Annotated in this window: 10 protein-coding genes; 5 read left to right on the plus strand and 5 right to left on the minus strand. The window is 62.0% G+C overall.

Translation table 11 applies throughout. From position 1 onward, the window contains the following. Positions 1 to 13: 13 nt before the first annotated feature. The gene (gene aspS, locus LJY25_RS13895) at positions 14 to 1,777 is read left to right on the plus strand and encodes an aspartate--tRNA ligase (RefSeq protein WP_227609216.1); all 1,764 of its coding nucleotides are present in this window, start codon (positions 14 to 16) and stop codon (positions 1,775 to 1,777) included. Between the two features lie 159 nt (positions 1,778 to 1,936). Then, complete coding sequence (locus tag LJY25_RS13900; protein WP_227608959.1) at positions 1,937 to 2,254, plus strand: hypothetical protein; 318 nt, start codon at positions 1,937 to 1,939, stop codon at positions 2,252 to 2,254. Between the two features lie 28 nt (positions 2,255 to 2,282). Here the strand turns inward: LJY25_RS13900 and LJY25_RS13905 are convergent, their stop codons facing one another. After that, positions 2,283 to 3,317, minus strand: a complete 1,035-nt coding sequence (locus LJY25_RS13905; protein ID WP_227608960.1) for a phytanoyl-CoA dioxygenase family protein — start codon at positions 3,315 to 3,317, stop codon at positions 2,283 to 2,285. A 314-nt stretch (positions 3,318 to 3,631) separates the two neighbouring features. On the opposite strand from LJY25_RS13905, the gene LJY25_RS13910 reads away from it, so the two are divergent. The 3 genes from LJY25_RS13910 (at position 3,632) to LJY25_RS13920 (ending at position 8,780) form a co-directional block, all read left to right on the plus strand. Continuing rightward, positions 3,632 to 6,733 (plus strand): sensor histidine kinase, encoded by a 3,102-nt coding sequence (locus tag LJY25_RS13910; protein WP_227608961.1) that lies wholly within the window; start codon positions 3,632 to 3,634, stop codon positions 6,731 to 6,733. Between the two features lie 127 nt (positions 6,734 to 6,860). Continuing rightward, positions 6,861 to 7,511: a response regulator gene (locus LJY25_RS13915; protein ID WP_227608962.1), complete on the plus strand. Its 651-nt coding sequence runs from the start codon at positions 6,861 to 6,863 to the stop codon at positions 7,509 to 7,511. Between the two features lie 477 nt (positions 7,512 to 7,988). Further along, positions 7,989 to 8,780 carry a 3'-5' exonuclease gene (locus tag LJY25_RS13920; protein WP_227608963.1) on the plus strand — a complete coding sequence of 264 codons (792 nt, stop codon included), beginning with the start codon at positions 7,989 to 7,991 and terminating at the stop codon, positions 8,778 to 8,780. Positions 8,781 to 8,930: 150 nt separating this feature from the next. Here LJY25_RS13920 and LJY25_RS13925 read toward each other — a convergent pair whose 3' ends face one another. The 4 genes from LJY25_RS13925 to nuoL all read right to left on the minus strand — a co-directional run bounded on the left by LJY25_RS13925 (position 8,931) and on the right by nuoL (position 14,320). After that, positions 8,931 to 10,334 (minus strand): NADH-quinone oxidoreductase subunit N, encoded by a 1,404-nt coding sequence (locus tag LJY25_RS13925; protein WP_227608964.1) that lies wholly within the window; start codon positions 10,332 to 10,334, stop codon positions 8,931 to 8,933. An 18-nt stretch (positions 10,335 to 10,352) separates the two neighbouring features. Next, entirely contained in the window at positions 10,353 to 11,810 is a 1,458-nt protein-coding gene (locus tag LJY25_RS13930; RefSeq protein WP_227608965.1) for a complex I subunit 4 family protein, read from the minus strand. A gap of 89 nt (positions 11,811 to 11,899) precedes the next feature. Continuing rightward, entirely contained in the window at positions 11,900 to 12,370 is a 471-nt protein-coding gene (locus tag LJY25_RS13935; RefSeq protein ID WP_227608966.1) for a hypothetical protein, read from the minus strand. Between the two features lie 9 nt (positions 12,371 to 12,379). Continuing rightward, positions 12,380 to 14,320 carry an NADH-quinone oxidoreductase subunit L gene (gene nuoL, locus LJY25_RS13940; protein WP_227608967.1) on the minus strand — a complete coding sequence of 647 codons (1,941 nt, stop codon included), beginning with the start codon at positions 14,318 to 14,320 and terminating at the stop codon, positions 12,380 to 12,382. Between the last annotated feature and the right edge of the window lie 80 nt (positions 14,321 to 14,400).

Consider the following 14,400-nt stretch of genomic DNA (forward strand, 5'->3'; position numbering starts at 1 on the left):
TTACCCCATTACCATGCTCCGGACGCACACCTGCGGCGAACTTCGCCCCGAACATATTGGTCAAACCGTCACGCTCTGCGGCTGGGTGCAGCGCACCCGCGACATCGGCGCCGTGCTCTACCTCGACCTGCGCGACCGGTACGGCCTCACCCAGCTCGTGTTTGAAGAGGGCGTCGAGGCCGAAGAGGTGCGGCAGCAGGCCCGGCAGCTGGGGCGGGAGTTTGTGCTTCAGGTAACCGGTACCGTGGCCGAGCGCTACGCCAAAAACGAGAAGATGCCCACCGGCCACGTGGAAATCCGCGTGGGCACGCTCACGGTGCTGAACCCGGCCAAGCTGCCGCCCTTCCTGATCGAGGATGAAACCGACGGGGGCGACGACCTGCGCCTGAAGTACCGCTACCTCGACCTGCGCCGCAACGCCGTGCGCCGCAACCTGGAGCTGCGCCACCGCGTGGCGCAGAGCACCCGCGCCTTTCTCGACGGCCAGGGCTTTATTGAGGTGGAAACGCCGGTGCTCATCAAAAGCACGCCCGAAGGCGCCCGCGACTTCGTAGTGCCTTCCCGCATGAACCCCGGCGAGTTCTACGCCCTGCCCCAGTCGCCCCAGACGTTCAAGCAGCTCTTGATGGTGTCGGGCTTCGACAAGTACTTCCAGATCGTGAAGTGCTTCCGCGACGAGGACCTGCGCGCCGACCGCCAGCCGGAGTTCACCCAGATCGACTGCGAAATGTCGTTTGTCGAGCAGGAAGACATCCTGAACACCTTCGAAGGGCTGGTCCGTTACCTGTTTCAGCAGGTCAAGAACCTCGACATTCCGGCCCTGCCCCGCATGACCTACGCCGACGCCATGCGCTACTACGGCAACGACAAGCCCGACACGCGCTTTGAGATGAAGTTCGTGGAGCTCAACGACGTGGTGAAAGGGCAGGGGTTCCCGGTGTTCGACAACGCTGGCCTCGTAGTCGGCATCAACGCCATCAACTCGGCCATGTACACCCGCAAGCAGCTGGATGAGCTGACCGAGTTTGTAAAGCGCCCGCAGGTGGGCGCCACCGGCCTGGTGTACGCCCGGGTGGAAGCCGACGGCAACGTGAAGTCGTCGGTGGACAAGTTCTACTCCCAGGACGAGCTGCAGAAATGGAAAGCGGCCTTCAACGCCAATCCCGGCGACCTGCTGCTGATTTTGGCCGGTGACGAGAGCAAGACCCGTAAGGCGTTGAGCGAGCTGCGCCTGGAAATGGGCCAGCGCCTCGGTCTGCGCGACAAAAACACGTTCTCCGCGCTGTGGGTGGTGGACTTCCCGCTGCTCGAGTTTCTCGAAGAGGAAGGCCGCTACTTCGCCATGCACCACCCCTTCACCTCGCCCAAGCCCGAGGACCTAGCGTTGCTCGACAACCCCGACACCATCGGGCAGGTGCGGGCCAATGCCTACGACATGGTCATCAACGGCGTGGAAGTGGGCGGCGGCTCTATCCGTATCCACGACCGCGCGGTGCAGGCCCGGATGTTCAGCCTGCTGGGTTTCTCGGACGAGGAAGCCAAGGCCCAGTTCGGTTTCCTGCTCGACGCCTTCGAGTACGGCGCCCCGCCCCACGGCGGCATTGCCTTTGGCTTCGACCGCCTCTGCAGCCTGTTCGGCGGCGCCGACTCCATCCGCGACTTTATTGCCTTCCCCAAAAACAACTCCGGCCGTGACGTCATGATCGACTCGCCCTCCACCATCTCCGACGCCCAGCTCAAGGAGCTGAGTATTGCTACAGCGGTAGTGGGGAAGTAGTGCATGCAAAAGCAGCCTACTGACTCAGCTGAAGCCGGGCTCTATAAATACTCAGTAGAGTATTCGAAAAGCTCAATTTTTGCTGATGTAGTCTTTGCAGCTCTCTTTCTGCTAGGCGGTATCGGAATGATAATCTGGTCGCCAAAGTCGTGGCCTGCTATGCTGTTTCTGCTGTTGCTCGGTGGCTATATGCTGAGGCAAGCCATAAAACGTTTCAGCAGCCGAGGTCCCAAGCTGAAAATCGGCCAGCTGGGCATCTGGACGGTAGAAACCGGGCATCTGCGCTGGTCGAAGGTAAAGCTTATGCTGATGCATGTAACCTTTGATCAAAGCGTTACTACCTACCTGGTCATTCGGAAGCGCAAGCAGCAAAGCCAAGTGCTCGTTAAATTTGCTGTAGACGATCTGGATGTGGATCCACGATCCCTGACAGTGTATCTGGAAGAGTTCGGACCAAAACTAGAAAGCGGCGCCTGATGCTTCAGGCGCCGCTTTTTGCTTGGGGCTACCGCCACTCTATCGTCTCTTTGAACTCCACCGGGTACATATTCAGGTACTGCCCGATGCGGGGGTAGCTTCCACGGTTGGGGCTGCTGCCGTGGGGCAGGAACTGGTGCCAGATCACGAAGTCCCCGGCCCGGGCGGCAATGGGAACGGCCTGGCCGCTCAGGTCTACCTCGCGCGGGTTGGTGCCGGCGGGCAGGCTCTCCAGCCAGGTTGCGAGCCGGCGGTGAAAGCCGGGTACGCAGCAGAACGCGCCCTGCTCGGCGGTCGTGTCGCACAGGTAGAGCAGACCCTGGGTGCCGAAGTGAAACGGGGGCTGCAGGCTCATATCCCAGTGCAGGTGGGGGCCCTGAAAGCAGTAGCCAGCCGTTTCGGGCGGGTTGAAGCTGGTGCGGTCAGTGGTGGCCCACAGGTCGGCCGTGCGCCAGAGCTGGGCAAAGGCTTTCTGAATGCGGGGCGAGCGGCGGTTTGCCAGTAAAGTAGGATGATGGTAAAAGTCCATCATAATGCCCTGGCCGATGGGCTTCTCGTACCACGAAGCCGGATTGTCGGGGCTCATCCCCAGAGCTTCCCAGACGGCCGTTTCCGTGGCCTGGGCCTGCTGCCGCGAAACGGCCTCCCGCACGATGACGTAACCGTTTTCGTCCCAGCAGCGCAGGTCCTCGGGGCCAAGGACGTCTTCGGCCGCCTCCAGGTCACGCAGATATGCAAGAGTCGCTTCCGGATAAGGCTGCCCGGCCAGCAGGCTGTTCAGCCGCTCGATCTGGTGCGGGGCAATACGCCCATTGTTCTTGCTTAGTACCCAGCTTTCGAATGCGTCGAAATCCGGAGCGACCATCATCAGGTGGCGCAGCGTTTCCTGCAGCGGCAAACCCAGACCGTTCAGCACCAGCTTATCAAAGCGCCAGTCCCGCTCGTGGGATTCGACGGGCCGGCCGGCGCGCCGGGCCAGGGACTGCGCCCAGAAGCGCTTCAGGTGGCGGATGCCCAGGCGGCCGGTTTCCGCGGAGCTGACGTCGGTAGGAAGGAATGGCATCGGAGGCAGGCGTTTGAGAGAAAAGCAAGGTACCGAATTCCAGCACTGAAAAAAGCGGGGCTGAAGCCAGTTTGCCCGGGGGCAGGTAGTCACGTGTTCCCGAAGGCGAATGTTGCAGGGTATGGTCGGAAAAAGAGCCTGGCTCAGAACGTCGGGCACGGAGCAGTAGCCGCCCGGCGGCTTGGTGCTCAGCGGGAAAATTGATAGGTTGCGCCAAACTTTGAAAGTCGGGCCGCAGGCGCTGGGGTGCATTTACTCAGCTCTTTCGACGTTCCATCTTCTGGCTGCATACGGGCTGCGAAGCCCACCTGCTCATGCGTTACCGTGCCGTTCTGCTGCTCCGCCTCGGGCTCCTGCTGGCCCTGGCCCTGGTTGGGGCGAGGGGCCTGGCGCAACGCCCACCCGCCCCGGCACCCCTGACATTCCGGACGTTGACGGCCAACGAGGGCTTGTCGGAAAACAGCGTGTACAGCATCGTGCAGGACCGTCGGGGCTTTCTGTGGCTGGGCACCCAGGACGGCCTTAGCCGCTACGATGGTGCCGGCTTCAAAGTGTACCGCAACGACCCGCAGCGTCCCCGTAGCCTGAGCAGTAACTTTATTCTGTCGCAGGCGCTCGACGGGCAGGGTACGCTCTGGGTGGCCACCGGGGGCGGGGGCCTCTGCCGCTACAACGCCCTCACCGACGACTTCCAGGTGTTTGAGCACGACCCCGCCCAGCCCACCTCCTTGGCCGACAACTTCGTGCGCGTCGTGTTTTCGGACCGGCAAGGCCGGCTGTGGGTGGGAACCGACATGGGCGTGCAGCGGATGGATGCCAGGAGCCCCCGGAACGGGCGGTTCACGCTGTTTCGCCACCGCCCCGAACCGGGCGCTTCCACCCGCTTCAACTCGATCCGGGCCATTGCCCAGGACCAAGCCGGACGCCTGTGGGTGGGCACGGGGCAAGGAAACCTGAGTTACCTCGACACGGGCAAAGGCGAGCTGGTGGCGCAGCCCGGCTGGAAGCCCCGCGGGCCCATTACTACCCTCTGCGCCGATAAAGCCGGGCTGCTGTGGGTTGGTACCGAAGCCGAGGGCCTTTTTTCCCTGGACCAGCAGGGGCAAATTTCCCGCTACCAGCCTGAGCGGGGCAGGGCCGGCAGCCTGAGCAGCAACGTCATTTTGTCAATTACCGAGGATGCCCAACGCCGGCTCTGGGTGGGAACAAATGCCGGGCTCAACCAGCTGGACCGCGCTTCCGGCAGCTTTCTGGTGCAGCAGCCCCAGCCCCTGAATCCGCTGAGCTTGCCTGATAAACAGGTGCATAGCCTGTATCAGGACCGCGACGGAATGCTTTGGGCCGGCACCGAGGCCGGCGTCAGCTGCTTCGAGGCGCAGCCGTCCGCTTTTCGGACTCTGCCGGTAGCTTCCCGCCCGGGGCCGGTGTGGGCCGTGTGCGAAGACAGCACCGGCCGGGTGTGGGTGGGCACCGAAACGGAAGGTGTGGTGGGCATTTCGCCCCGTACCGGGCAGCGCACCGTGTACCGGCACGACCCCAACGACCCCGGCAGCCTGCCTCAGAACTTTATCCGCGGCCTGTGCGTGGACCGTCGGGGCCGGCTCTGGGTCGGCACCCAGAACAGCGGAGTGCACTGCCTTAACCCCGCCACCGGCTCGTTCACGCACTACCGCCACCAGGCTGCCGACCCGGCCTCCCTCAGCGACGACATGATTCTGTTCGTATCGGAAGACCGGAGCGGGCAGATCTGGGTGGGCACCGGCGGCGGCGGCCTCAACCTGCTCGACCCCACGACCGGGCGCTGCCAGGTATTCCGCAACGACCCGGGCAATCCGCGCAGTCTCAACAACAACTTCGTGCGGGTAGTCCACCGCGACCGGAAGGGCAGCTTGTGGGTGGGCACCGGCGGCGGCGGGCTTTCCCGGTTTGATGCCCGCACGGGCCGCTCTAAGGCTTTCCGGGCCAACCCCGACCGGGCCCGCAGCCTGAGCAGCAACTTTGTGCGCTGCATCCTGGAAGACCGGACCGGCACACTCTGGGTGGGCACCGAGGGCGGGGGCTTCAACCGGCTCGACGACGCGGACAACGGCCTGTTCACCACGTTCCGGGAACCCCAGGGCTTGCCCAACGACGTGGTGTACGGCATGGTGGAAGACCGTTGGGGCAGTTTGTGGCTGTCGACCAACCGCGGTATTGCCCGGTTTTCGCCCAAAACAGGCACCTTTCGCACGTACGACATGCGCGACGGGCTGCCCCAGGATGAGTTCAACGCCGGGGCGTACCACCAGGGCCAAAGCGGGCAGCTGTACTTCGGGGGCGTAAGCGGAGTGGTGGCCTTCCGGCCGGAAGCCGTGCGGTCCAACACCAAGGCTCCGCCCGTGGTGCTGACCAGCTTTCGTAAGTTCAACCAGCCCGTGCGGCTCGATACCAGCATCACCGAGCGGCGCGTGATTAAGCTCGGGCCCCAGGACAACTTCTTCTCTATCGACTTTGCGGCGCTGAACTTCCGCCTGCCCGACAAAAACCGCTACGCCTACAAGCTGGAGGGATTCGACAAGAACTGGATTGACGGGGGCGCAAGGCGGGAGGCGGCCTACACCAACCTCGACCCCGGGACCTACACTTTCCGGGTGCGGGCGGCCAACAACGATGGGGTCTGGAACCAGCTCGGCACGACGCTGCGGGTGATTGTGGAGCCGCCCTGGTGGCAGACGTGGTGGTTTCGGCTGCTGGCCAGCTGGGTGGTGTTTGCCATGCTCTTTATGGCCTACCAGATGCGGGTGCGCCAGCTGCTGGCCCTGGAGCGGGTCCGCCACGGTATTGCCCGCGACCTGCACGACGATATGGGCTCCACGCTCAGCAGCATTTCCATTTTGAGTCAGCTGGCGCAGAACCACCAGCACCAGAACCGGCCCGAGCAGGCCGCCGCCCTGCTTCACCAGATCGGGGAAAGCTCCCGACGGATGCTCGACTCCATGGACGACATCGTGTGGACCATCAACCCCGCCCACGACTCCCTGGATGCCGTCACGGCCCGCATGCGCAGCTTTGCCTCCGACATTCTGGAAGCCCGGGGCATCGACTTCACCTTCCGGGTGGCCCCCGAGGTGCAGGGCCTCCGCCTCGACATGCGGGCCCGGCGCGAGTTTTTCCTTTTGTTCAAGGAAGCCGTGAACAACCTGGCCAAGTACGCCCGGTGCGAGCGGGCCAGCATCTCCCTGACCTACGAGCAGCGCCAGCTCGTGCTGGTCGTGGCCGACGATGGCGTGGGCTTCGACCTGAACGCCCCGGCCCAGGGTGGGGGCAATGGGCTGGTGAACATGCACACCCGGGCCGCCGCCATGGGCGGCACGCTTACCATCACCACGGCCCCCGGGGCGGGCACCACGCTGCGCCTGAGCGTAACTCCCGACTAAGCCCCTTAAAGCCGGGTACCAGTAAAGTAATCAGAAACATACCTCGTTTTCACATCATCATGTGGTGAGGCCGCCCCTCGCTTTATCGTACCTTCGTTTCGTTAAAAACTGCCCATTCCCCTACTTCATGGAATCCCTTACCCGCGTCCTGATTTACGAAGACAACGCCGACCTGCGCGCCAGCCTGAGTCAGCTGCTTTCCGGCTCGCCCGGCCTGGAGCTGGCCGGGGCCCTGAGCAACTGCACCCAGGCTGAAGCCGACGTGGCCCGGCTAAATCCGGACGTAGTGCTGATGGACATCGACATGCCCGGCATGACCGGCATTGAAGGCCTGCGCCGCATCAAGGGCGCCACGCCCAAGGTGAACGTGGTGATGCTGACGGTATTCGACGAAAACGACCGGGTGTTTGAGGCCATCTGCGCCGGGGCCGACGGCTACCTGCTCAAGAAAACGCCCCCGGCCAAATTGCTCGACGCCATCGGCGAAGTGCGGGCCGGTGGTGCTCCCATGACGCCCGCCATTGCCCGGCAGGTGCTGCGCCTGTTTCCCAAGGCCCCGCCCAAGCCCGTTGTGGAAGAGTCGCATGCCAACCTCAGCGCCCGGGAGCAGGAAATTCTGGGGCTGCTCGTGGAAGGCTACAGCTACAAGATGATTGCCGCCGACCGCAACATCAGCATCGACACCGTACGCTCCCACATCAAGAAAATCTACGAGAAGCTGCACGTGCGCTCCATGACGGAGGCAGTCAGCAAGGCCCTGCGCCAAGGGCTGACCTAGGAAAAAGGAGCGGCGGACTTTCACATTATCATGTGATTGTGGTTTGTACTTACTAAGTATATATTTGTATCATACAATGACATCCGGCGCTTGGTGTCGTAGCTCAGCTTTCGGGAGTCATTGTAGGAGTACCAGCTACTCAGCTGCACTGGGGCGACGTCAGGTTTTGCTTTGGGAGAGAAAAGGTTCTGACGCCGCTGGGTTTGCTGTAGAGCAGAGGACTACAGCAAGCCTCCGGTCTGCGGGTAGCAGTATCGCCCGGTAGCCGCTTTCGTGCGGGTACCGGGCATTTTTTTGTGGCCATTCCCGGTTGACCTGACTTATATTCTCCGGTAAGGGACCGAGGCGGTTAGCCAGAGCCGGGGCTGATTCCCGGCACCGGGCAAACAAAACCGGGCCAGCCGGAATTATGCCCCCGGCGCGCGTTTGTGGGCGCCAGGCGCTATCTTCGGAGTCAGAACGCCGGCCGCACCCCTCATGCAGATTCTTCGCAAATCCTCGCTCGAACAGATTTTCGTGCTCGACATCGAGACGGTGCCGTGCGTGGGCTGTCACGACGACCTCAACGAGATGCTGCGCCAGCTCTGGGAACACAAGTGCCATGCCCTGCGCCGGGAGAAGGGCTGGCATTCCTCGAAAGCCGACGTCGAGCCCATGCCCAGCCACCTGGAAGCGGCTACGCTGTTCGAGCAGGCCGGCATCTACGCCGAGTTCGGGCGGGTGGTGTGCATCTCGGTGGGCTGCTTCACCTTCGACAAGCAGGAGGAGCGTTGGCGCTTCCGGGTAAAGAGCTTCGCCGACCACGATGAGGTGAAGATGCTGCGCGAGTTTGCCGACCTGCTGGCCCGTAAGCCTGACTACATCCTATGCGCCCACAACGGCAAGGAGTTCGACTTTCCGTACCTGGGCCGCCGCCTGCTTATCAACAGCTTGCCCCTGCCGCCCCAGCTCGACATTGCCGGCAAAAAGCCCTGGGAAGTTAACCATCTCGACACGATGGAACTCTGGAAGTTCGGCGACCGGAAGTCCTACACGTCCCTGTCGCTGCTGGCCGCCATGTTTGGCATTCCCACGCCCAAGGACGACATCACCGGCGCCGACGTGGCCCGGGTGTACTACTCCGATAAGGACCTGCCCCGCATCGTTCACTACTGCCAGAAGGACATCATTACCACCGCCCGCCTGCTCCAGAAGTTCCGTGGCGACGAACCCTTTAGCGACGAGGCCATCGTGTACGCCGATGCCGCCTCGGTAATGCGGCGGGTGTAACTACCTGGACCAAGGCGGTTATGCAAAGCCGAAGCATCTGCGAGATGCTTCGGCTTTGCCTCTGCATGACGTTCCGGTAGGACTAAATAACCTCCATGAAAAAGAGCGACCCTGGGGCCGCTCTTTCTGTTACATCAAGTCCAAACCGGCTTACAGCACGTTGCTCAGGAAGCCGGGCATAATACCGAGGGCTACCGTCAGCAAAGCCAGCAAGACCAGGATAAATGACTGGAACGGACCCACCTCGATGGGTTCGGCGGTGGGTCCGTCGCCGTCGCGCATATACATGGCAATGACCGGGCGCAGGTAATAGTAGATGCTGACCATCGACATCACCACGGCAAACACCACCAGGCCGATATAGCCTTTGTCGATGGCGGCGCCGAAGAGGAAGAACTTACCGAAGAAGCCGCCGGTGAGCGGGATGCCGGCCAGGGACAGCATGGCAACGGTCATCACGAACGCCAGCAGCGGGTTGGTGCGGGCCAGGCCGTTGAGGCCGTCGTAGTCCTCGCGCTGGCGCTGGTCGGTGACGAGCTTGAGCACCCCGAAAGCGGCAATGGTAGCCACCGAGTACGCCAGGGAGTAAAAGAACAGGCCGTTGGCCGAAAGCCCGGAAAGATTGCCGTTCAGGGCCAGGAGGCCGATGAACAGGTAGCCGGCGTGCGAGATGCTGGAATAAGCCAGCATCCGCTTCACGCTGGTCTGGGCCACTGCGCCCACGTTGCCGATCAGCAGCGTCAGCACCGTAATGGCCATGATGGTCGGAATCCAGAAGCTCTGGGCCGCGCCAAAGGCTACGACCAGCAGCTTAAAGAAGGCCGCGAAGCCGGCGGTTTTCACCACCGTGCTCATAAAGGCGGTAAAGAACGTGGGAGTGCCTTCGTACACGTCGGGCGTCCAGTAGTGGAAGGGCGCGGCCGATACCTTGAAGCTGATGCCGATAAACATCAGCAGCATGCCCAGGTACAGCATGGGCGTAAGCGAAGCGTTGGCCGGGTTCACGACGCCCGCCCCGATCTGGCTAAGCTGGAAAGCACCCGTGGCGCCGTACACCAGCGCAATGCCGAACAGCAGGATACCGGTGGCGAAGGAGCCCATCAGGAAGTACTTCAGCGCAGCCTCATTCGAGCGCACGTTGCGCTTGTCGGAGCCGGCTACCACGTACATCGACACGCTCAGAATCTCGATGCCCACGAACAGCATCAGCAGGTTGTCGTAGCTCACCATCATGATGGCGCCCACGAGCGAGAACAGGAGCAGGGAGTAGTACTCGGCCAGGTTGGCTTCACCGTCGCGCACGTACTTCTGCGAGAACGGCAGCAGCAGCAGGGTCGTCAGCACCACGATGGCCGTGAAGGCCACCGAGTACCGGTCGATGGTGAGCATGTTGTTGAAGTAGGCGCGCGGCTCGGCGTTCCAGTCGTAGAGGTTAGCCCCGAATACAACGGCCAGGATAACCATGGCGGCGGGCAGCAGAATCTTGTTTGAGCGCAGAAAGCCCAGAAACAGATTGATGATGCCGAGTACAGAAAGCAGGATGATGGAAGTCATGTCGTCGGAATCGGGGGCTTAGCGGTTGACCTGCTGAAGAATCTTCAGGATGGCCGGCTCGGAGATGCTCATGAAGGTGTTCGGAAACAAGCCAATCCAGAATACCAGGGCAATAAGGGGCACCAGCACGGCCAGCTCGGCGCCCGTCAGGTCGCGAATGGCGGAGGTGAAGGCGGTATCAGGGCCGAGCATCACGCGCTGGAACATGCGCAGCAGGTACACCGCGCTCAGGATGATGGTAACGCCGGCCACGGCGCCCAGCCACATGTTGTACTGGTACACGCCGGCCAGCAAGAGAAACTCACCTACGAAGCCAGCCGTCAGGGGCAGGGCCACCGTGCTGAGCAGCATCACGAGGAAGGCTACCGACAGCAGGGGCGTGTGGCGCGTCAGGCCGCCCAGCTCGGGAATCTGGCGGGTGCCGGTGCGGCGCTGGATGATGTCGGCCACGAAGAACATACCGACCACGTTCACGCCGTGGGCCAGCATCTGAATCACGGAGCCCTGCAGGCCCATCATGGTGAGCGAGAAGATGCCCGCAATCATGAGGCCCACGTGGGAAAGAGAAGAATACGCAATGAGGCGCTTCACGTCGCGCTGGCGGATGGCAATGATGGCGCCGTAGATAACGCCGATGACGGCCAGAATCATCACGGTCTTGTCCCACTGGCTGACGCCCCGGGGCACCACCGGCAAAAGCCAGCGCAGGCAGCCGTAGAGGCCCATCTTCAGCATGATGCCCGAAAGCAGCATGGTGGCCGGTGCGGGGCTTTCGGTGTAGGTATCGGGCTGCCAGGTGTGGAAGGGAAACAGCGGCATCTTCACGGCGAAGGCAATGAAGATCAGCCAGAACAGCCAGGCCTGCTCGGCCGAGCTAAGCGTAAGGGCGTAGAAGGCGCTGATGTCGGAGGAGCGGGCCGCGCCGCCCAGGCCGGTCTGGAAGTAGAGGTACACAAAGGCGGCCAGCATAAAGAGCGAGCCGATGATGGTGTACAGGAAAAACTTGAAGGTGACGGCAACGCGGCGGTCGGAGCCCCACACGCCGGCCAGAAAGTAGATCGGAATCAGGGCAACTTCCCAGAAGAAGTAGAACAAAAAGGCGTCGAGCGACACGAACACCCCGATCAGGCCGGTCTGCATAAACAGAATCAGCGCGTAGAAGGCGGAGGCGTTACGGTAGTCGTGGCGGAAAGACGCCAGGATGATGAGCGGCACCAGAAAGCAGGTCAGCAGCACCAGCACCAGGCTCAGCCCGTCCATGCCGATGTGGAAGCCGATGCCGGCCGACTCCACCCAGGGCATATTCAAAGCAAACTGCGTGGAGGCGTCGCGCTGAAAGGAAAACGCAGCAAACACCGCCGCGGCGAATTCAACCAGCGCCGCCCCCAGGGCCATCACGCGGGCCGCGTTGCCCTTGGCGAAGTGAAGCAGCAAGGCCGCCGCGACGGGAAAGAAGAGTAAAAAAGCAGTCAGCATCAGCTAAGCGGGTTGGTCAGGCAGAGAGTCGAATTGAGTTATCGACCGGGGTAAAAAGCCCATGAAGGGCTGGGTTTGTTTCGTTCTCCTTAACGTAATGCATCCAGGGCCTTGCGGCGCTCCGAAAAGGAAGTGCCATTGTTGGTCACAAAGTCGGCAGCGGCCTGCTCGTTGAGGGTGCCGTTAGCGAAAAGCTGGGCCTTCACCACTTTGCGGGCCACGTCGATGGGCCGCAGGTGCAGGGTGGTGGGGAAGTTGGTTTCGGCGTGGGTGCCAGCGGCCGTGAATACGTACTCCAGGTACAGGGTGCGTCCGTCCGGGTGGGCGGCCGTCACGGTAGCGGGGTCCACGAACTGCATCTGCTTAACCACGAACAGCCGCTTGCCGTCGAGCGACTTGAGGTAGTACATGCACTGCACGTCCATCAGCTTGCAGCCATCCTGCTCAATCATAGCGTAAGGCGTGCCGTCCACCAGGATGGTTTCGCCCTTCACCTCGACTTTCTGGGCGAAGGCGGCCCCGGTCAGCAGAGCCAGCCACAGCGTTAGTAGTACTCGCATAAGTCGGTTTTAGAAACGGAAGATGTTCAGCGCCAGAATCAGCACGATGCCGGTCACCATCAGAATGAGGTAGAGGCCCACGTAGCCGGTCTGCACAAAGCGCAGCAGGTGGCCGCCGCCCAGCGTCACGCGGCCGAGGCCATTCACGATGGGGTCGATGATGCCCTGCTCCACGAAGCGGTATAGGCCTTTTGACAGGCCCATCACCGGGCGCACGAAGATCGTGTCGTACAGCTCGTCGATGTAGTATTTGTGGTACACCAGGCTTTCCGGAGCTGCTCGCCGGGCGTCGTCCTCGGCCGGACGCACCCGGCGGCTCACGTACTGCACGTAAGCCAGCACAATGCCCAGTACCCCGGCCGCAACCGACAGGCCGATCAGCATCAGCTCGGTGTTGTGGTCAAGGTGCTGCCCGAACGCCCCGGGGCTGAGGCGCTGAGAGTACGTGAACAGGGGGGACAGGTAGTCGGCCAGGTAGTGCTTGCCCAGGAACATCGGGGCGCCCATGAAGCCGCCCACGGCCGCCAGGACGGCCAGGATAATCAGCGGCAGCGTCATGGAGGCCGGCGACTCGTGCAGGTGGTGCTTCTGAGCCTCAGTGCCGCGGAACTCGCCGAAGAAGGTCAGGAACAAAAGGCGGAACATATAGAACGCCGTCAGGAAGGCGGTCAGCAGGCCGATGCCCCACAGGACCTTGTTGTGCTGGTAGACGTGCTCCAGGATTTCGTCTTTCGAGAAGAAGCCGGAGAAGGGCGGAATGCCGGAAATGGCAAGGCAGCCGATCAGAAAGGTCAGGAAGGTGATGGGCAGGGCTTTGCGCAGGCCGCCCATGCGGCGGATGTCCTGCTCGTTGCTCATGGCGTGAATCACGGAGCCGGCCCCAAGAAACATCAAGGCCTTGAAGAAGGCATGGGTGAGCACGTGGAACAGCGAGGTGCTGTAGCCCATCACGCCCAGGGCCAGGAACATGTAGCCAAGCTGGGAAACCGTGGAGTACGCCAGCACCTTCTTAATGTCGTTCTGGGCCAGGCCGATGGTGGCGGCAAACAAGGCGGTGAGGCCGCCAATCCAGGCTACGACGTGGAGCGTGTCGGGGGCCAGGGTGAAGAGCACGTTCGAGCGCAGCACCATGTAGATACCGGCCGTTACCATGGTGGCGGCGTGAATCAGGGCCGAAACCGGGGTGGGGCCGGCCATGGCGTCGGGCAGCCAGGTGTAGAGCGGCAGCTGGGCCGACTTACCCATCGCGCCCACGAACAGGAGCAGGGTAATGGCCGTGACCACGCCCGTCCCGATCTGCATGGTCGAAGCCTTCTGGAACACCTCGGCGTACTGTACGGAGTCGAAGGTGAGGTAGATCAGGAAGATGCCGAGCAGGAAGCCCAGGTCACCGACGCGGTTGATGATGAAGGCTTTCTTGGCGGCGTTGTTGTTCGGGGTTTCCTTGTTCCAGAAGCCGATGAGCAGGTAGGAGCAGAGCCCTACGCCTTCCCAGCCGATAAACAGAATCACGAAGTTGGCGCCCAGCACCAGCACCAGCATGCTGAACACGAACAGGTTCAGAAAGGCGAAGAACTTGCCCACGTTCTCGTCGTGGTGCATGTAGCCGATGCTGTACACGTGGATCAGGAAGCCCACGCCGGTCACGAGCAGCAGCATAATCAAGCTGAGCTGGTCGATCTGGTAGGAAAACGGAATCTGCATCGTGCCCACCGAAATCCAGTCGAACAGCTTTACCGTGTACTGGTACTCGAAGGTGGTGAACAGGTACACCGAAATCAGGAACGAGCCCAGCACGGTGGCGCTGCCGATCAGGCCGGCCACGGTGCCGGAAAGCTTTTTGTTTAGCAGGCCGTTGATCAGGAAGCCCAGAAACGGCAGCAGCGGAATCAGCAGGTACAGCAGCGTGGACTGGGGGGCTATGGCGCCGGGTAGAACAGTTTCTTGCATAAGGAGTATGCTAAAAGAAAACTCAGAACGTCATTCCGAGCTTGCCGAGGAATCTCGCGTGGAGTCGACTGGATTACTAA

The organism is Hymenobacter translucens (assembly GCF_020685205.1).
GTDB classification, from domain to species: domain Bacteria; phylum Bacteroidota; class Bacteroidia; order Cytophagales; family Hymenobacteraceae; genus Hymenobacter; species Hymenobacter translucens.